The sequence below is a fragment of the Paractinoplanes pyxinae genome (genome assembly GCF_026626335.1).
Lineage (GTDB): Bacteria > Actinomycetota > Actinomycetes > Mycobacteriales > Micromonosporaceae > Actinoplanes > Actinoplanes pyxinae.
The window spans coordinates 947,142-965,059 of the sequence record NZ_JAPNTZ010000001.1 but is presented as its reverse complement, the minus strand read 5'-3'; the positions used below and the strand labels follow the sequence as shown (position 1 = coordinate 965,059).

General features: G+C 70.1%; 18 protein-coding genes. 8 read left to right on the top strand and 10 right to left on the bottom strand.

What is annotated here, in order from left to right:
* Nucleotides 1-6: 6 nt before the first annotated feature.
* From OWR29_RS04205 to OWR29_RS04195, 3 genes are read right to left on the bottom strand one after another with little or no spacing between them, the layout of a single operon-like run.
* A complete protein-coding gene (locus tag OWR29_RS04205; RefSeq protein ID WP_267561029.1) occupies nucleotides 7-834 on the bottom strand; it encodes an ABC transporter permease in 828 nt (275 codons plus the stop codon).
* Entirely contained in the window at nucleotides 831-1,670 is an 840-nt protein-coding gene (locus OWR29_RS04200) for an ABC transporter permease (RefSeq protein WP_267561027.1), read from the bottom strand. The genes OWR29_RS04205 and OWR29_RS04200 overlap by 4 nt, the downstream gene beginning before the upstream one ends.
* A complete protein-coding gene (locus OWR29_RS04195) occupies nucleotides 1,667-2,743 on the bottom strand; it encodes an ABC transporter substrate-binding protein (protein WP_267561025.1) in 1,077 nt (358 codons plus the stop codon). The genes OWR29_RS04200 and OWR29_RS04195 overlap by 4 nt, the downstream gene beginning before the upstream one ends.
* A gap of 240 nt (nucleotides 2,744-2,983) precedes the next feature.
* Here OWR29_RS04195 and OWR29_RS04190 point away from each other — a divergent pair, with 240 nt between their 5' ends.
* The 3 genes from OWR29_RS04190 (at nucleotide 2,984) to OWR29_RS04180 (ending at nucleotide 6,495) form a co-directional block, all read left to right on the top strand.
* Complete coding sequence (locus tag OWR29_RS04190) at nucleotides 2,984-4,009, top strand: LacI family DNA-binding transcriptional regulator (protein WP_267561023.1); 1,026 nt, start codon at nucleotides 2,984-2,986, stop codon at nucleotides 4,007-4,009.
* Between the two features lie 129 nt (nucleotides 4,010-4,138).
* Nucleotides 4,139-5,359: a PucR family transcriptional regulator gene (locus tag OWR29_RS04185; RefSeq protein ID WP_267561022.1), complete on the top strand. Its 1,221-nt coding sequence runs from the start codon at nucleotides 4,139-4,141 to the stop codon at nucleotides 5,357-5,359.
* The gene (locus tag OWR29_RS04180) at nucleotides 5,356-6,495 is read left to right on the top strand and encodes an MFS transporter (protein WP_267561020.1); all 1,140 of its coding nucleotides are present in this window, start codon (nucleotides 5,356-5,358) and stop codon (nucleotides 6,493-6,495) included. Before OWR29_RS04185 ends, OWR29_RS04180 begins: the two co-directional genes overlap by 4 nt.
* Here OWR29_RS04180 and OWR29_RS04175 read toward each other — a convergent pair.
* Entirely contained in the window at nucleotides 6,427-7,314 is an 888-nt protein-coding gene (locus OWR29_RS04175) for a LysR family transcriptional regulator (protein ID WP_267561018.1), read from the bottom strand. The two genes, OWR29_RS04180 and OWR29_RS04175, sit on opposite strands and share 69 nt — an antisense overlap.
* A gap of 68 nt (nucleotides 7,315-7,382) precedes the next feature.
* Between OWR29_RS04175 and OWR29_RS04170 the strand changes: the two genes are divergently transcribed.
* A complete protein-coding gene (locus tag OWR29_RS04170; RefSeq protein ID WP_267561017.1) occupies nucleotides 7,383-8,285 on the top strand; it encodes an EamA family transporter in 903 nt (300 codons plus the stop codon).
* 5 nt (nucleotides 8,286-8,290) lie between these two features.
* On the opposite strand, the gene OWR29_RS04165 is transcribed toward OWR29_RS04170, so the two are convergent.
* Complete coding sequence (locus tag OWR29_RS04165; protein ID WP_267561016.1) at nucleotides 8,291-8,731, bottom strand: hypothetical protein; 441 nt, start codon at nucleotides 8,729-8,731, stop codon at nucleotides 8,291-8,293.
* Between the two features lie 306 nt (nucleotides 8,732-9,037).
* On the bottom strand, nucleotides 9,038-10,729 hold the full coding sequence (locus OWR29_RS04160; RefSeq protein ID WP_267561014.1) for a helix-turn-helix domain-containing protein: 1,692 nt from the start codon (nucleotides 10,727-10,729) through the stop codon (nucleotides 9,038-9,040).
* Between the two features lie 91 nt (nucleotides 10,730-10,820).
* Between OWR29_RS04160 and OWR29_RS04155 the strand changes: the two genes are divergently transcribed.
* Both OWR29_RS04155 and OWR29_RS04150 read left to right on the top strand, forming a co-directional pair.
* On the top strand, nucleotides 10,821-11,264 hold the full coding sequence (locus tag OWR29_RS04155; RefSeq protein WP_267561013.1) for a cupin domain-containing protein: 444 nt from the start codon (nucleotides 10,821-10,823) through the stop codon (nucleotides 11,262-11,264).
* Nucleotides 11,257-12,444 (top strand): FAD binding domain-containing protein, encoded by a 1,188-nt coding sequence (locus tag OWR29_RS04150; protein ID WP_267561012.1) that lies wholly within the window; start codon nucleotides 11,257-11,259, stop codon nucleotides 12,442-12,444. Before OWR29_RS04155 ends, OWR29_RS04150 begins: the two co-directional genes overlap by 8 nt.
* On the opposite strand, the gene OWR29_RS04145 is transcribed toward OWR29_RS04150, so the two are convergent.
* The 3 genes from OWR29_RS04145 to OWR29_RS04135 all read right to left on the bottom strand — a co-directional run bounded on the left by OWR29_RS04145 (nucleotide 12,441) and on the right by OWR29_RS04135 (nucleotide 14,254).
* A complete protein-coding gene (locus OWR29_RS04145; protein ID WP_267561184.1) occupies nucleotides 12,441-13,157 on the bottom strand; it encodes an alpha/beta hydrolase in 717 nt (238 codons plus the stop codon). The genes OWR29_RS04150 and OWR29_RS04145 overlap by 4 nt on opposite strands.
* Before the next feature lie 112 nt (nucleotides 13,158-13,269).
* Nucleotides 13,270-13,746, bottom strand: coding sequence for an SLOG cluster 4 domain-containing protein (locus OWR29_RS04140; protein ID WP_267561011.1), 477 nt, complete (start codon nucleotides 13,744-13,746; stop codon nucleotides 13,270-13,272).
* Nucleotides 13,747-13,894: 148 nt separating this feature from the next.
* On the bottom strand, nucleotides 13,895-14,254 hold the full coding sequence (locus tag OWR29_RS04135) for a hypothetical protein (RefSeq protein ID WP_267561010.1): 360 nt from the start codon (nucleotides 14,252-14,254) through the stop codon (nucleotides 13,895-13,897).
* A gap of 145 nt (nucleotides 14,255-14,399) precedes the next feature.
* Here OWR29_RS04135 and OWR29_RS04130 point away from each other — a divergent pair, with 145 nt between their 5' ends.
* A complete protein-coding gene (locus OWR29_RS04130; RefSeq protein ID WP_267561009.1) occupies nucleotides 14,400-16,034 on the top strand; it encodes a PAS domain-containing protein in 1,635 nt (544 codons plus the stop codon).
* Here OWR29_RS04130 and OWR29_RS04125 read toward each other — a convergent pair whose 3' ends face one another.
* Nucleotides 16,035-16,838, bottom strand: coding sequence for a hypothetical protein (locus OWR29_RS04125; protein WP_267561008.1), 804 nt, complete (start codon nucleotides 16,836-16,838; stop codon nucleotides 16,035-16,037).
* Nucleotides 16,839-16,898: 60 nt separating this feature from the next.
* On the opposite strand from OWR29_RS04125, the gene OWR29_RS04120 reads away from it, so the two are divergent.
* Nucleotides 16,899-17,549, top strand: a complete 651-nt coding sequence (locus OWR29_RS04120) for an MmpS family transport accessory protein (protein WP_267561007.1) — start codon at nucleotides 16,899-16,901, stop codon at nucleotides 17,547-17,549.
* Nucleotides 17,550-17,918 lie beyond the last annotated feature (369 nt).

Sequence of the window (17,918 nt, the reverse complement as noted above, 5' to 3'; positions counted from 1 at the left end):
GAACCCCTAAGCTGAGGCGTCGCGCCAGCGGAAGGCACGCTGGATCACGCGGTCGAGGACGAAGCGGTCGAGCAGCACGATGAAGCCGACGAAGAGCACGACCCAGGCGGCGAACCCGCCGAACCGGTTGGCGTCGTACCACCAGCGGGCGCGGTAGCCGACGCCACCGCCGCCGCCGAACCACTCGGCCAGCAGCACGCCGTTCCAGCCGATGATGATGGCGAACCGGATGCCGGCCGCGACGTACCCGGTGACCGCCGGCAACACCAGATCCTTGATGCGGCGCGAAAGCGGCACCTTGTACGTCGTGGACATGTCCCGAAGGTCGCGGGACACCCCGCGTACGCCCTGGGCGACGTTGACGATGACGAACGGGACCGAGGTCAGGAACGTCGTGATGATCGGGCTCAGGTCGCCGAAGCCGAACCACATCACGGTCAGGAACGACCAGATGATGGCCGGGATCGACAGGGCGACCAGCACCGGGCTCTCGAAGAAGGCCCGGCCCAGCTGGGACAGGCCCATGATGACGCCGACCGCGATGCCGACCACGGTGGCCAGCGCGACGCCGACGCCGAAGCGGTAGAGCGTCGAGCCGAAGTTGCCGAACACCTCGCCGCGCGAGAACTCGTCGACGAGCCGCTGCACCACTTCGACCGGCCCGGGGACGCGGGCGAACAGGGCCGAGATGACGACCCAGAACAGGAAGAACGAGAGCAGCGCGGCGACGCGGGCGGCACGGTCGGAGGTGAGCGTCTTCTGCCAGGCCGGCGTGGCCTTCTCTTTCTCCGAGGTGGACCGCCGGGCCTTGACGGGGGTCATCGTGGTGCTCACAGCGCGGAGCTCCTCTCCTGCGGGCGCCACGCAAGCAGCCGGGCCTCGCTCTTGGCCAGGACCAGGCGCTCGATGATCAGCATGAACACGATGAACAGGAACATCCAGGCGAGCACGGCGGCGATGTCGTACAGCTGGTATTCCGTACGGATCTGGAAGCCCACGCCGTTGCGGCCGCCGAAGACCTCGGTCAGCGCCTCCACCTTCCACGCCACGGCGAAGCACATCCGGATGGCGGCGAAGACGAACGGCACGATGGTCGGGACCAGCACCTCACGGCGGATCTGTTGCGGCGTGCGGCCGAACGCCTCGCTCATCGTCACCAGGGACTTGTCGACGCCGCGGATGCCCTCGGCCACGTTCAGGGCGATGTACGGGGCAGAAACGAGCGCGACGGCCAGGATCGGACCGAGGTTGGACAGCCCGAAGGCGATCAGCGACATCACCGCGTACACGATCGCGGGAATGGTGCCGGCGATGGTGACGCCGTCGTGGAAGAAGGCGCGCCAGTAGTTGTACCGGCCCATGAGATAACCGATCGGGGCGCCCACCGCCGCGGCGACGGCGAAGCCCGCGAAGGTCTTCAGGACGCTGGCCGAGAAGTCGGTGACGAAGTTGCCGCTCTCGACGATCTCGACGCCGGCCTGGAACACCTCGAGCGGCCGGGGCAGCAGCCGGGAGCCGAACCACCAGGAGCCGTACTCCCAGAGGGCGAACATCGCGACCCAGCCGAGGATCACCAGTCCGGTCAGCCGCAGGCGGCGGCGCTTGGCGGTGCGCTTGGCGCCGGCCTCGGGATCCGTGGGTGGTGCGGTGCGCACCAGCTGGTCGGTCATGACTTCGGCAGGATCGTGAAGTCGGGGTCCGGGACGTCCTTGTCGACGTAGCCGGCTTCCTTCATCAGGTTGAACAGCTTGGTCTCACTGTCCACCCAGGCCTGGTCGAGGTAGGTCGACTCGACGAACCAGTCGTACTTGTTGGCCAGCCAGTCGCGGATGAACGCCTTGTCCTTGTCCGACTCGGCCGCGAAGTCCTCGGGGTAGGCCTCGATGATCTTGTCGCGGTTCTTGGCCCACTCCTGGACGCCGCGGTCCCACATCTTGATGAGGAACGCCGCCTCCTCCGGGTTCTTCTCGACCCAGGCCTTGCGGGCGACGAACACGTTGTTCTGCGGGTGGGTGAGCTCGGTCTTGTTGTCGCTGAACTGCTCGGCGTAGATCTGCGAGACCGACTTGGAGTCGTACAGCGGCTTGATGGCGCCGCTGGACAGCTGCGGGATCGAGAAGTCGGGCAGCAGCAGGCCGGCGTCGGCGTCGCCGCGCTGGATCAGGCCGGCCGCGTTCTGCGGGTCGGTGACGACCAGTTCGTAGTCGCCGCCGCCGGCCCGCAGGTCGAGGTCGCACCACTTCTTGGCGAAGACGCCCCACATGATGGTGATCGAGACCGCACTGTGGGTGACGATCTTCTTGCCCTTGAGGTCGCAGATGTCCTTGGCCGTGCTGTCCTTGCCGACGGCCAGGATGCTGCGGTCGGAGTTGAACTTGCCGAAGATCGTGGTCTTCTCGCCGGTCTGCTTCTCGAGCTCCGGCACCTCGTACGAGGCGGCCGAGACGACGTCGGCGTGACCGCCGGCGTAGACGCCGAACTCGTCCCAGGACGACGAGGTGAGGACCTGGATCTTGGCCTCCTCCTCCATCTCCTGCTTGATGCCCTGCGACTCCATCCACTTCCAGACGGGGTCGGGGGCCATGACCATGTTCACCACGCCGTTGGCGTCCTTGGCCTCGGCGTTGGCGCCGGTCTGGGCGGCGGGCCGGGCGCCGCAGCCGGCCGAGGCGACGAGGGTGACGGCGGCGGTGGCGGCTATGAGTCGGCGGCGGTCCGGACGGGCGATGCGTGATGCATTCATGGGAACTACCTCTCACAGGGGGTTCAGCACATCGGAGGGGGTGCGCGCGACCAGAGGCTGCGGTGGCGTTTCCAGGCCGTGAAGTTTGTTTCGGGGTTGTGACGCCCGACACTGCCGTGGCAACCTGTGCAAGTCAAGCATTTCTTGGAAATTTATGCAGGTGGATGCGCCCTGATCAGGGGCTTGAAGTGACGCAATGTGAGTGCATAATTTATGCACTACGAGAAAGCGGGTCCGCCCATGAGCAATCGCCCCACCAGCTCGACGGTCGCTCAGGCGGCCGGAGTGGCGCAGTCGACCGTCTCGCGCGCCCTGCGCGGCGATCCCCGGGTGCGGGAGGACACCCGCCGGCTCATCGAGGCGACGGCCGAGCGGCTGGGTTACCGGCCGTCCTGGGCCGATCTGGCGCCGGCCGTACGACCGACGCGGGCCAAGTCGATCGGGGTTGTCGCCTCCGACCTCACGAACCCGTTCTTCCCGTCGCTGCTCAACCCCGTACACGACGAATTGCAGTTGATGGGCTACCGGTTCGTGCTGTTCGCCGAGCGCACCGACCTCCCCACCGGCCAGGAGGCGCTGCTCAGCCTGCTCAATTCGTCGATCGACGGCGTCCTGATCACGACGGCCACGCTCGACTCGCACCTGGGCGCGGCCCTGGCCGAACGCGACCTGCCGATCGTGCTGCTCAACCGCTACGTCGACGGGATGGACGTCGACCGGGTCACGGCCGACAACCACCACGGCGGCGAGACGGCCGCGCGGCACCTGCTCGAACTGGGCCACCGCACGATCGGCGTCATCCGGGGGCCGGCCAACACGTCGACCAGCCGCGACCGGCACGCCGGGGTGCTCGCGGGCTTCGCCGGCAGCGGCGTGACGATCGAGGAACGGGAGGGCCCGTACTCGCATCAGAGCGGCTACCAGAACGCCCGGGAGCTGCTGCGGCTGCCCGATCCCCCGAGCGCGCTGCTGTGCGGCAACGACATCATCGCATTCGGGGCCATCGACGCCGTCAAGTCGCTCGGCCTGGACGTGCCGGGCGACGTCTCGGTGCTGGGCTTCGACGACGTGCCGATGGCCAGCTGGGAGGTGTTCCAGCTGACCACGGTCCACCAGCCGCTGAGCGAGATGGCCCGCACCGCGGCCCGGCTGCTGGTGGAACGCATCGAGCACGACGGCGACATCGGGGCCGGCCGCGAGCGGTTGTTCGCCACCAGCCTCGTGCGGCGATCGACCACCCAACGACATGTCGGCTCCCAGGTGTGACGGCTGTGTTACAAGCCACAGCCTCACCGCGCCGACGGGGCCGCCGCGATGTGTGGCCAACCATTTCTGGGCCGACAGTGTGTGGCCCCGCACATCGGACCGAATCCGGGGCGGCGGCAACGTAAGGCCATGACGACCATCGCAGTGGCTCCTCTCCCCCTCTGGGCTCGCGAGGCCGCCGACGCCGTCGACCTGCCGGCGCTGGCCGACCGGGTCGTCGAGGCGGACATCGAGGCCGCCTTCGACACCCTGCGCGACAACGACGAGTTCGTGACCCGGCTGCACGCCAGCGTGGTCGAGAACCTGCGGGCGTTACGCCTGGTGCTCACAGGTCGCATCCCGCTGGCCGAGGTGCGTCTCACCGAGCCGTTCGCGCTGGCGGCGCTGCAGGCCCGGTTGCGCCTGCCGCAGACCGCGCTCCAACGGTCGTACCGGGTGGGCTTCCTGACCATGTGGCAGGAGTGGAGCGATCAGCTGGTGGCGCGGGCGGAGCACGACGACGTGCCCCGGCGCGAGAGCCTGGAGGCGTTGCAGGCACTCACCGAGCTGGTGCTGGCCTATCAGCATCACGTCGCCTCGCTGGTCGCCGACAGCTTCGCGCGTACGGATGACGTGCTCAGCCGATCCCGCGACCACGTGCGGGCCGGCCTGGTGCAGCACCTGCTGCGCGACGACTCGACGCCGCTGCCGCCGTCCGATCTGGTGCTGCTCGACTATCCGCTCGACGCCGCCCACCTCGCGGTGCTGCTGCCCGCGACGCCGGAAGCCGCCGCCCGGCAGGTCCTCGACACGCTGCGCGACAAGTGCCACGTACGGGACACGCTGGTCCACCCGATCGACCTGACCAGCACGGTGGTGTGGCTGGCTCAGCCCCGGCAGGCCGGCTGGCCGGTCACGCGTACCGCCGCAATTGTCGAATGCCTGCGCTCGCTAGATGTCGAGGCGTCGGTGAGCGAGCCGCACGTCGGAGTGCGGGGTGTCCGCGACGGCTGGCGGCAGGTCCGCGACGTGCAGAGCGTGCGCGAGGCCTGGGGCCACGGCGTGCTCAGCTACGCCGACGTCAGCCTGGAGGTCCTGCTGATGGCCGACCCGGCGCGGGCCCGGGCCTTCGTCCGCGCCGAGCTGGGCGAGCTGGGCGCCGAGGACGAGGTCGCGGCCCGGCTCCGCGAGACGGTCGAGGCTTCCCACCGGTACGGTAGTCACGTGACCACCGCGGCCCACCTGCACCTGCACGAGCACACCGTGCGCAACCGTCTTCAGAAGGCGGCCGAGCTGCTGGGCCGGCCGCTCACCGAACGACGCACGGAACTCCAGGTCGCCCTCCGGCTGGCCCGGCTGCTGATCGCGTGAAGCTGCTCCTCGCCTGCCTGCTCGGCGGTTCCGCGGGCTGGGCGCTGACGGCGCCCGGAGCGGCCGCGGCGACGGTGGCGGCCGGCTACGGCGCAAGTCTGCTCTGGGTCGGGCTGCTCGGGTCGGCGTTCGCCGCTCCCTACGCGGCGTTGCAGTTCCCGGCCGGGGTCGTGGTCGATCGCTTGGGCGTACGGGCCACGGCGGTTGCCGGTCTTTCTCTGGTGGTCGCCGCGCATCTGGCCGCCCTGATCGCACCCCAGCCCGGGCTGGCGATCGCGGCCCGGATCGTTTCCGGCACGGGCTTCGCCGTCTGTTTCGTCTGCGGCGCCGAACTCGCCCGGGCCAGCGGCCTCGGCGCGCGCGGCATGGGCATCTTCGGCGGCGTCTCGCTCGCCTTCTCCGGCGTGGCCGTGCTGGTTGTCCCATTCACGGCGCACCTCGCCGACTGGCGTGCGCCCTGGCTGACCACACTCGTCATCACCGTGCCCGCGCTGCTCCTTTCAGTTCTTTACGGCCGAACCAGTTCCCCGCGTACGTCGTCACGTGGCGCCACCGTGCTCGATGCGCAGCTGTTCCGCCTGGCCGCCGTCCACGCGGTGACGCTCGGCCTGGGTCTGGTGCTCTCGTCGTGGGCGACCACCTTGCTCGTCGACGTCTGGCGTTTCGGCCCCTCCACGGCGGCCGTCATCGGCTCCGGCGTCCTCGGCCTGTCGGTGGTCAGCCGTCCCCTCGGCGGTCTGCTCGCCGCGCGCTTCCCGGAAAGCTCCCGCCAGATCTGGGTGGTGGCACTGGTGGCGTGCGGCGCGGCCACCGCGGCCTTGTCGTGGCGCAGCACGCCCGCCGTCGCCGTACTCGCCGTGCTGACTCTCGGCATTTTCAGCGGCCTCCCCTTCGCCGGCGTGGTCGGCGCCGGCCAGGCCCTCGTGCCGGAACGCCCGGCGGCGGCGGTCGGGCTGATGAACACGGCCGCCTTCGGCCTGGTCGTCGCGGCCACTCCCCTGGTGGGCTGGGCCGCCGATCACGGCCTGGCCTCGTGGACGCTGCTGGCCGTCGGCGTCGTCTGGCTCCTACCGCTGGCCGCGCTCCCGCGCCGGCGGCTGCCCGGCCCGGTAGGTCTCGCACGCCAGGTTCAATAGCTCGGTCAGGTGAGCCGGCGGCTCGTCCTTCCACCAGGCCAGCCACACCGGGATCGGCTGGGCGTCACGGACGCCCCGGTAGGCCACCCCCGGCCGCGGGTTCTGGTTGGCTGTCGCCTCGGACGTGATCCCGACGGCCTGCCCGGCCGCGATGAGCGTGAGCCATTCGTCGACGCCGTGAGTCGTACGGATGGCGGCCGGTGCCGAGCCCGGCGGCCACAGGTCCGGGGTGGTCGTGCCCGTGCGGCTGTCGATCGCCACGGCGTAGCGGGCCAGGTCGGCCAGGCGCACCGACCGGCGCCGGGCCAGCGGGTTGTCGGTGGCCACGGCGGCGAACCGGGCCTCGACCCCGATCAGGGCGGTCTCGAAGCGGGCATCGGTCAGCGCCCGCCGAACCACGGTCATGTCGGCCACGCCCTCGCTCAGCCCGGCCGTCGGCGTGTTCGACTGCACGAACACCAGCGGCACGCCGGGATGCGCGGCCGCCCACGTCTTCTGCAGCCGCCGAGTGTGCTTGCCCAGCGCAGCCCAGGCGTACCCGACGCGTACCTCGGTGCGCGCTTCCTCGACAACCCGCCGCAGATGGTTGACCTCCTCGAGCACCCGCCGGGCCGAGGCGAGCACGCGTGTCCCGGTGACGGTCAGGCTGACGTGCCGGGTCGTCCGCTGCAGCAACCGCGTGCCGAGCGTGGCCTCCAACGCCGCGACCGCCCGCGACACGGCCGCCTGCGACACGTCGAGAGCGACGGCTGCGTCGGTGAACGTGCCGGCGTCGACCACGGCCACGAACACCTGCAACTGACGCAGTTGAACTTCCATACGCTGAGCGTATAAGTCGTGCGGCTAGTGCATTTCCCGTATCAATGCCCGCGGCCGACACTCGGCCCATGGCTATTCGCGGATCAGTGCTCGGCGGCATCGCCACCATGGTCGGCAGCGGCGCCAGCAACCAGGTCGGAGCGGCGGTGGGCGCGCACGCGTTCGCCACCATCGGTCCCGCCGGCGTCGTGGCCGTCCGCCAGTTCGTGGCGGCCGCCGTCCTGCTGCCCGTCGCCCGCCCCGACCTGCGCCGCTTCACCTGGGCCCAGTGGTGGCCGACGCTGCTGCTGGGGCTGGTCTTCGCCACGATGAACCTGAGCCTGTACACCGCGATCGACCGGATCGGGCTCGGCTTGGCCGTCACCCTGGAGGTGCTGGGCCCCCTGGCCGTCGCCCTGGCCGCGTCCCGCACCCGGCTGGATCTGTTCTGCGCCATAGCGGCCTGCGCCGGCGTGTACGTGCTCGTGCTGCCCGGCCCGTCCAGCGACTACCTGGGAGTCGGCCTGGGCCTGCTGGCCGCCACCTGCTGGGCCGCCTACATCCTGCTCAACCGCCTGGTCGGCGCCCGCCTGCCCGGCCTGCAAGCCCCCGCCGCGGCCACCACAGTGTCGGCGCTGATGTACCTCCCGGTGGCGGCCACGCTGTTCCTGCACGGCCGCTGGGAGCCCGCCGCCATCCTCTACGCGGTGGGCGCGGGCGTCCTGAGCTCGGCCATCCCGTACGCCGCCGACGTGATCGCCCTGCGCCGCGTACCCGCCCGCTTCTTCGGCGTCTTCATGAGCATCCACCCCGTGCTGGCCGCCCTGGCCGGCCTGCTCCTCCTCAACCAGACCATGCACCCGCACGAATGGGCGGGCATCGCCATCGTGGTCGCGGCCAACACCGTGGCAGTCAGAGCCGCCGCCGACCCAGAGCGTCGGCCACATCCTCGCCCGCGCCGATCACCGACGAAATCTTCGTCGCCGTCGTGAAGCAGCTATCGAGCCTTCTCGCCGGCCGGTTCGCCTCGCTCGCGCAGCTTCCGGCGTGAAACAGAAAGCCTTCCCGGCTCATTCGCACGTATCGCGATCGGAAGGACCTTCGTGGGCGCCAGCGGCGCCTTGCCGTCAGCTTGCAGAGCGGTGACTGCGACCTGCATAGTCACGGTGCCCTCGCCGGTCACCGTGACTTTCCCACTCCACAAGCCGACGTCGTCGGCATTGGTGATCATCTGGACTTCGTCACCCAGCGGTTCGATGCGCACCCGGCTGTCCGAGCTGGTCAGCCGAGCCTTGGCCGGACCACCGACCCGGACGGACCCGAGAGGCGAGTTGGCGCCGAAACCGCGCGTTTTGTGGTTCCGCCAGGCGCCTTGGCACCGGCGACGACCGTGGTCATCGGCTCCGCGGCCGAACAGCTCATTGCCGTCGAAGCGCACACGGAGACTTCGACGGGAAAGGCCCTGTCCACCTCGGCGGTGCTCCACAGCTTGGCTCTGTGGACCCAACCTCAGTCCCCAAACTTGTGCTAGGTCCCGTGATCGGTGCGTTGTGATCGGTGCGTTGTGATCGGTCGGCGGCGCGATCAGTGCTCCCTCATCGCCCGGCGGAGAGGCCGCAGCCCTCGGGCGCTCGGCCGGTGCGTTCGAAGTCGGCCTCGGTCCTCCTCCGCCGGGCAGGGAGTCGGTGGCCGGGCCGACCCGGCTGCTGTTCGCCTTCGGCGCGTCGAGGTGGGTCTCGAACGCTTAGCTGTTCGGGGAACCGGGGGCGGCCAGGGCGTCGGCCACGTCGTCGGCGCTCAGGGCCACCTGTAGTTCGGCCAGGACTCGTACCTGGGAGGTGGAGACGCCCAGCAGCTGCTCGGCCTTTCGCAGGCGCAGATTGACGGTGTTGGGGTGGACGAAGAGGGCGGCGGCCGTCGCCGCTGTGTTGAGGTCGTGCGTCACGTACGCGCGAAGGGTTTGTTCGAGTGCGGTGCCGCGGGCGGCGTCGTAGTTGCGGATCGGGGCCAGGGTTTCGGCGGCGAAGCGGCGTAGTTCGGCGACGTCCTGGAGTTGCAGCAGCAGGCCGTGCACGCCCAGCGACTCGAACGTGGCGACCGTGTCGGCGTTGCCGCGCAGGCGGGCGATCGTGGCGGCGCCGCGGCCTCGGCGGTAAGCCGACGGGTAGTCGGTCAGGGCGTGGCACAGCGGGGAAACCGCGACCGCCGTCTCGGGGCCGGCTCCGATGCGGCGCACCTGCTGCAGCAGCCGTTCGGCCTCCGACTCGGCGCCGGCCGGCCACAGCAGGACCACGTCGTCGCCGATCGCGCCGGCCAGGGCGCGGGGCTGGGCGGTCGCCGCGAGCGAGCGGGCCACCGACAGGACGCGGGCGGACGGGCCGCCGTTGACCACGATGACCGCGTGCGGCTTGGTCAGGTCGAGGCCGAGGCGACCGGCTCGCTCGGCTGCCGTGACCAGGCCGGCCGGGTTGCCGGCGAGCAGGTCGCTCACCACCTCGCCGGAGAGGCGCCACTCCACCTCGTGCGCGGTGCGGGCGCGAAGCACCTCGAGGGCACAGACCGTCGCCGCGTGCTCCAGGGCCCGTACGTCCAAAGCCGCCAGCGGCGTCTCGGAGCGCGGCACCACGATGCGGGCCACCGTCTCGTTGCCGAGCACCACGAGCGTGGCCTGCCCGTCCTCGACCGGGTCGTCGCCGGCCGCCGCCAGCTGCACGCCCGACGGCTCCTCGAGCACCACCACCGACGTACGCAGCAATTCGGCCAGAGCGGCGGCCACCCCGGCCACACCGCCGCCGCGCAGGGCGACCCGGGTGAATTGCTCGTGCACCTCCTCGCCCCGGCGCAGAGCCGTGTTGGCCTTGGTGAGCGACGCGATCGTGGCCGCTTCACGCTCGCGCAGGCGGGCCGTCTCGATGGCCACACCGGCCTGGTCGGCCAGCAGCGACAACAGCTCCTGCTCGCCGGGGCCGAACTCGTGCGGCATGCGGGTGTAGCAGTTCAGCGTGCCCACCGGCACCCCGGCCGAGAAGACCGGCACTGAGATCATCGAACGGTAGCCCTGCTGCCGGGCAACCCCGCCCCAGGGCAGGAACGTGGCGTCGGCGACCGTGTCCGGCACCTGCACCGAGGTGCCGGTGAGGAAGGCGCGGCTGGACGGGGCGCGGGGCTCGTCGTCGGGTTCGAGCACGACCGGGTGGTCGGCGTTGACCTGCTCGATGTAGCGCGGGGACAGCCCGTGGGCGCCGGTGATGACCAGCTTGCGGCGCGGTTCGTCGACGAGCAGCACGGCGCAGAAGTCGTACCCCAGCAGGCCCGACGCCGTCGCCGAGACCAGGTCGAGCACCTCGGGCAGCGACACCGGCCGATTGAGCGCGGTCGCGATGGCGGCGATCGCCTCGAGCCACTGACGCAGCTGCACGGCACCGGTCGTCTGCATGCCCGAGACTGTGCCATCACAACTGACCCCGCGCCATACCTGTGTGGCCGCACATGTCGAACCGGGCGGCCGGAACGCCACAGTTAGGCCCATGAGCGACCAGTCCGATGCCGGCGTGCACATCGTCCGCGCCGGCGATCTGTCCGATCAGACGCCCCAGACGTCCGGCCTGAAACGGTTCGAGGCCGTCTCCGCTCGCCGCCTCGGCTCCCAGGATCTGTGGATGGGCCTGTCCGTGCTGCCCGCCGGCAGCAAGACCGGCGTCCACCACCACGGGAAGTCGGAGACGGCCCTGTACGTGCTCAGCGGTGTCGGCCGGTGGTGGATCGGCGACAAGCTCGACACCGTGGCCGAGGCCCACCCGGGCGACTTCGTCTACATCAAGCCGGACGTCGTGCACTGGGAGGAGAACGCCAGCGACACCGAGCCGGTCAAGATGATCGTCGCCCGCACGACCCAGGACGCCATCGTCATCAACCTCGCCGATCACCCATACGGTCCGCGCCTGACCGAGGGGCGGTACGACCATGACTGACCGGGGTCGCGCGATCGTCGTCGGCGGCTCGTTCGCCGGGCTCACGGCCGGGCTGCTGCTGCGCGAGCAGGGCTTCGACGTCGACATCTTCGAACGTACGCCGGCCTACCTCGACGGCCGGGGCGGCGGCATCGTGCTGCAGCCGGACACCGTGCGCTGGATCGCCGAGCGGCCGCACAGCTTCGGCGTAGACGACGTGAGCATCGGGTCGTCGGTGATGCGGTATCTCGGCGACGACAACAAGATTGTGTACGAGGAACCGGCGGCGTGGCGTTTCAGCTCCTGGACGACGATGTACCGGGTGCTGTTCGACGACTTCGGCGCCGAGCGGTACCACCTGGGCGAGTACGCCGTCGGGGTCGACCAGGACGCGGACGGCGTCGAGCTGCGCTTCACCAGCGGGCGCACCGAGCGGGCCGACCTGCTCGTGTTCGCCGACGGCATCTCGTCGGTCGGCCGGCGCCGGCTGCAACCGCGGGTGCAGCCTCGCTACGCGGGCTACATCGGCTGGCGCGGCTGCGTGCCCGAGCGCGAAGTCACCCGCGAGACGGCCGATCTGATCAACGACGCCCTGGCCTACGCGCTGATCGACTCCTCGCACATCTGCATGTACGCCATCCCCGGCGCCGACGGCAGCCTGGCCACCGGGAACCGGCAGTTCAACTACATCTGGTACCGCAACGTCGCCGAGGGCCCCGCCCTGGACGAGATGACGACGGATCTGCGCGGGTTCACCGCTCCCGTGTCCGTCCACCCCGGACAGGTTCAGCACCGGTTCGTCAACGAGATGCGGGCCGACGCCGCGAAGGTGCTCCCGCCGGCTGCGGCCGAACTGATTGCGCGTACGCCCGAGCCGTACATCCAAATCGTCCTCGACATCGCGGTGCGCAACATGGCGTTCGGCCGCATCGCGCTGATCGGCGACGCCGCCTTCGCCGCCCGCCCGCACGCCGCCGCCGGCACCGCCAAGGCCGCCGCCGACGCCTGGTCGCTGGCTTCCTCACTGGCTTCTTCGCCGGATGTGCCGAGCGCTCTGGCGGCTTGGGAACCCGGCCGCCTCGCCCTCGGCAACGATCTGCTGAGCCGGGTGGCCGAGATGGGCGCCCGATCCCAGTTCACCAACTCGTGGGATCCGGCCGACCCGGCCCTGCACTTCGGCCTGTACGGCCCGGACCGCTAAGACCGCCGGACGAACGCGGCGACCTCGGTCATGACGGCGTCCGCGTTGAGCTCGTTGAACAGCTCGTGGCGGGCCTCCGGATAGGTCCGCTCGACGTAGTCGGGGCCGCGCAGATGCTCGACGCCGGCGCGGGAACCGTCGATCGGCACCAGCGGGTCGGCCTCGCCGTGGATCCACATCAGCGGCAGGCCGCCCAGCGACGGCCCCTCATCGATGGCGGCCAGGCCCCGCTCGATCGCCTGCAAGGTCGGGCGCTTGAACGGCCCGTGCCACACCAGCGGGTCGGCGGCGTACCGCTCCCCCACCGACGGGTCGCGGGACAGCGTGGTGATGTCGAGCGGCACGTCCGGGATCTCGTCCAGCGCCAGCAGCTGGGCGGCACCCTCCCAGCGGCCGATCAGCGGGCTCGACAGCACCAGCGCGGCCAGCGTGTCCCCGTAGCGCTGGGCGTAGCGGGCGGCGATCAGTCCACCCATCGAGTGACCGAGCAGCACGACCGGCAGCCCCGGGTGCTCGCGCCGGGCGGTCTCGTCCAGCGTGTGCAGGTCGGTGACCACGTCCTCGAAGTCGGTGATGTGCACCCGCTCGCCCTCGCTGCGCCCGTGCCCGACGTGGTCGACGGCGTACACGACCGCCCCGTCGGCGACGAGCCGGTCGGCCAGCCGCTCATAGCGTCCGATGTGCTCGCCGTACCCGTGCGCGATGACGACGATGCGCGCCGGCGGGTCCGCCCCCCTGCCAGGTCCGCGCGGCCAGCTGCCCCTGAGTGCCGTCGAAGCTCCAGTCCCGAGATTCCGCCATGCCAGCCATCATTCCCTCGTGTCGTCACCTAATCCTGCGCAGCTCGTCGAAGACGGCCTCGACCGCCTCCTGGGCGGTCTGGGCGATTCTCGGCTGCTCGGCTTCGATCCGCCACGGACGCAGGCACACCAGCACCTTCTCGTCCCGCATGGCGAAACCGATTTCTGTCACAGTTCCCCAATTGCACCCGACGGCGATGACCGCGTGAGCCGATTGCACCAGGAGGACGTTGCGCATCTGCCCGATCCCGGTCGGGACGACCACCGTCGCCTTCGGATTCTGGTCGAGGGAATGGCGGTGATCCGAACCCGGTGCCAAGCTGACCGCTGTACCGCCGTTGTCGACTGCCCCTTCGGTCGCCGCCCTCATCACACCACCTAAGCCCCCGGTCAGCAGAATTGCGCCTCGTCCGGCGATTTCGCGACCTATGTAGGTAGCGTCGTCCAGATCTTGTTGCGAAGCCTCGGCATTGGGTCCGATGACGGCGATCTGCAGTCTCATGTCAACGCCCCGCCTTGGCGGCCGTGAACAGCGTCGATATCACTGCGAACGAATTCAGCAAACGGGCCATCGTCGGCGAAGAAGGTCGGCAGTTCACTGTAGCTGCCCATATCGCTCGTGGCGTACATCCGCGCTATGACCCGCACCCTCACCGGCACGCCGACATCACTGGCGAGCCGCACGCCCCGCGCGTCGTATTTGCGCGGCGTTCTTCGACGCCGGCGGCGATTTTGTCTGTCGCGGAGAGACCGAGGCGCTCGACGCAGCTTGCGAAGAAAAAGTCGATAAGGGTACCGATCAGCCCGGGCAAAATGGCGACCAGTAGAGCGAGAATGCCGTTCCCGAAGCCGAACGTACCCGGCTTCTCGACCGGGTCGCTTCCACCGAGCCCCAGCGAGAGAAGGTAGATGGCGGACAACACTCCGGCCAGCAATACCGTCGATATGGCGGCCCACATCGTGATCGAACGCTGCGCCTGATGACCGGACGACGAGTTGTCAGCGACCATAGGCTGACTCTAACGGCGGACGAGTGGGTGGGAATCCGACGAAATGCCGCTTCTCAATGCGCCGGCTCTGGGGTAAGGACGGGCTTGTTGGCGCTGCGTATACGGCGACGTGGACACGCCGCAGGGCCGCTGGTAGTAGTTAGGCGTGCTGAGGGTCATCGAGTGGATCCTGCTGGGGTCCGGCAGCGCGGCCGCCATCGTCTACGGCGTCCGTCGTCACCGGCCGGCCCGGGTCGCCCCTTGGCTGCTGCTCGCCGGCGCGATCGTGGCGAGCGCCGCGGGTGATGTGCTGACCGCGTTGGACCGGGCCGACGTGGCTGCTTTCTGCTTCTACGTCATGTTCGTGCTGGTCGCCGCCAGCCTCCTGCAGCTGACCCGGGTCGGGGCGGTGCTCGTCGACCGGGCCCGGCTCATCGACCTGCTCGCCTTCGCGTGCTCGACACTGCTGGTGATCTGGGTGTTCGCCGTCGGTGAGGCCAGCCGGATCGGCGGGGTCTCCGGGGCGTACGTCATCGGGGCCCTTTTGCTTCTCGCGGTGGTCACCCGGGTGCTGATCGCCGCGGGCCGCAACCTCTCGGCCGTGCTGCTGGTCGTCGGCGCGGTGGGCGTGCTGGTCAGCGACATCGTGCAGCCGCTGTGGCCGGGCCGGCTGAGCGAGACCGGGTTTGTCGTGCTCTATCTGGCCTGGGGCGCGGCCGCGCTGCACCCGTCGATGGTCAAGCTCACCGAGCCCCGGGTGCCGCGGTCCAGCCAGCGGCTCGGGCGCTGGGCGGCGCTGCTGGGCGTCTCCGTCGCCACCCCGCCGATCGTGCTGCTGATCGAGGCGCTGCACGGCACGGTCGGCGACGGCGTGGTGATCGCCGTGGCCGGGGCGATCACCCTGCTGCTGGCCATCACCCGGCTGACCGACTCGGTGACCCTCAACGGCCAGGCCCTGACCCGCGAGCGCGGCCTGCGGCAGGCCAACGCCGCGCTGGTTGCCGCGGCCGACACACCGGCCGTGGAAGAGGCCGTCCGCGCCGCAATCGCGCAGCTCATGCCGCCGGACGCAGTCCGCAGCACGGTCTTCGCGGCCGACGACCGCCGGCTCGCGCTCGAGGCGGCGCCCGGCTCCGAGGCCGGCCCGCCGCACCGCAGCTGGTGGCTCGAGGACGCGGACGACGACTACGCCACTCTGGTCTGCCCGCTCTGGCTGGAGCCGCTGGCCGTCGCCCGGCCCAGCGGCGGCGCCCTGATCCTGGTGGGTCACCGGGAAACCCTGACCGCCACCCGCGACACCCTCGAGGTGCTGGCCGGTCAGACGGCGCTCGCGCTGGACCGCATCTCGCTGATGGAGGCGGTCGGCCGCCGCGACAGCGACCTCTATCTGCGTGCGGTGGTGCGGAACAGCGCCGACATCATGGTGGTGATCGACGAGGACCAGCGCATCCGGTACGCCAGCCCGTCGCTGCGCGAGCTGCTCGGCGCCGACGATCTTCCGCCGCTGGCCCGGCTCGACGACCTGGTCCATCCGGACGACCGCCACCAGCTGCGCCAGGCCTTCGGCAGCCCCGGCGACGGCGTGGTCTTCTGCTCGCTGCTGCGCGCCGACGGCGACCACGTGCTGGTCGAGGCCACGTACCGAGACCTGCGCGAGGACCGCCTGGTCCAGGGGATCGTGGTGACCATGCGGGATTTTCCCGAGGGGCATGAGCCCCGCGAGCAGCCGCCCCGCCTCAGCAACGTGAACGAGCCGCCGGCCCGGGCCAACCGGCGCAGCGCTCAGCAGAAGTTCCGCTGATCAGAGGCGGATGCGCAGGTAGGCGCGGTCGTCGAAGCTGAGCTGCCCGGGCCCGACGCCTTTCGTGCCAGCCAGGCACCAGGGATCCGTGCGCAACGAAGCGGCCAGCTCGGACTCGGTCGCGGCCAACGTCTCGCCGATGGACGGGTAGCCGTCGCTGGCGATCACCAATCCGCCGACCGCGGCCGGCAGCGGGTGCACGACCACCAGCGACGGTGGCACCGGGCGGCCATCGATGGCGGCATACCCGTACGGTCCCGTGGTGTTGCGCAGCACGCCCTGCCGGCCGATAAGGGCTCGCGCGGCCAGCCGTCCAGGGTCGTCGGCCACCACCCGATCCGGGCTGAGATTGCCGGCGGCGAACTCGGTGGCCAGGACAGCGGCTCGAAAGGACGCCGCTATCTGATCAACCAGTTTGCGGGGTTGCCCGATCGCCGGCGGCAGTCCCGCGTACGCGAAACCGACATCGCCGATCTGCCAGACCTCACGGCGCGCCCGCGAGTAGAGAGTGACCGAGGCACACGGGCGTTCAATCGCCGGCAGTTCCGGAGGAAGACGCGCCGCCAGCTCCGAGGTCAAAGCCTCGACCGCCGTGTAGGCGTCGATGCCGGACGGCAGCTGCCGGATCGCGTCGCGGCAGGCCGCCATCGCCCACCATCCGCCCGCCCGGCCCTCGTAGCGGCGCCCGCTCAGGTCGGTGGCGCCGTCGATCACCGCCGCGTGGCCGGCGGTCACCACGATCGCGTCCTCGCACACCTCCGGATCACCGGTCTTGCCCGCCACGAACTGCTCCACGATCTCCACACCGATCATGGTGAATGCCGCCGCAGGATGCATCCTTGGCGGGCTTCTTACTGTGAGGTTGTGACGAACACTGAGTACGACGGCGGCAACGACGACCGCCGGAACACGCCGCCCGCCGACCCCTGGATGGAGTCGGCCCCCACCTCGCCGATCGACCACGGAGACACCTTCGTTTCCCCTGTGTCCGACGACAGCTACTTCGGCGAGCCGCCCCACCGGCGCAGTTCCCGCGGCTGGTGGATCGTGGCGGCGATGGTCGCGTTCGTAGCCTGCCTGGGCGGCCTCCTGCTGAACCCGTTCAACGACGACGACGGACGAGAGCAGGCCACACCGACGCCCGGAGTGACAACGCCGGCAGTTACGGCGGCGCCCCAAGTCAAGAAGCAGGCGCCGCAGACGAACACAACCCGAGCTGTCGTGGCCGAGCCGCCCGCCGACGAGGTCGTCTACCTGGTCAAGTCGACCGGCCAGGGCGACCTAGCCAGCGTCTCCTACACCGACCAGGACCGCGACATCATCCGCAAGGGCGAGGTGAAGCTGCCCTGGAAGCACACGTTCCGCTTCCAAGGCAACAAGCCGCCGCTGGTCGTGATCGCCCAACGCAAGCGAGGCGGCACAGGCGAGGTGACGTGCTCGATCACAGTGGGCGGCAAGGAGCTGTCCAACGCAGTCCAACGAGGCAGATACGCAGCGCCACAATGTTCGGCTTGAGTTTGAAGGGCCAAACCAACGAAGATCAAGAATCAGAACTTGAAGGTCAAGAGCCAAAGATCAAAGGCGATGTCATAGCGGGGTGGGGGGATCGTCAAGGTCAAGAGCCGAACGTCAAAGACGATGTCGTAGCGGGGTGGGGGGTTACAGACCGTCGCTCCCGCCGAGGGCCGCGGCGGGGTGAGCTGGCCGCTGGCGCGTCCAGAACGCTCACCCCACCACGGCGACTGCGTGAGTGGTTGCGCCCAAGAGCAAAGGCGTACCGGCCCACCACCGAACCAAACAGCCCAGCGCACACTGACGCACCGTCCCAGCGCCACACGACAGTGAACCCGCCCCAGCAACCCAGCGCGCACTCACGCCGGCCCG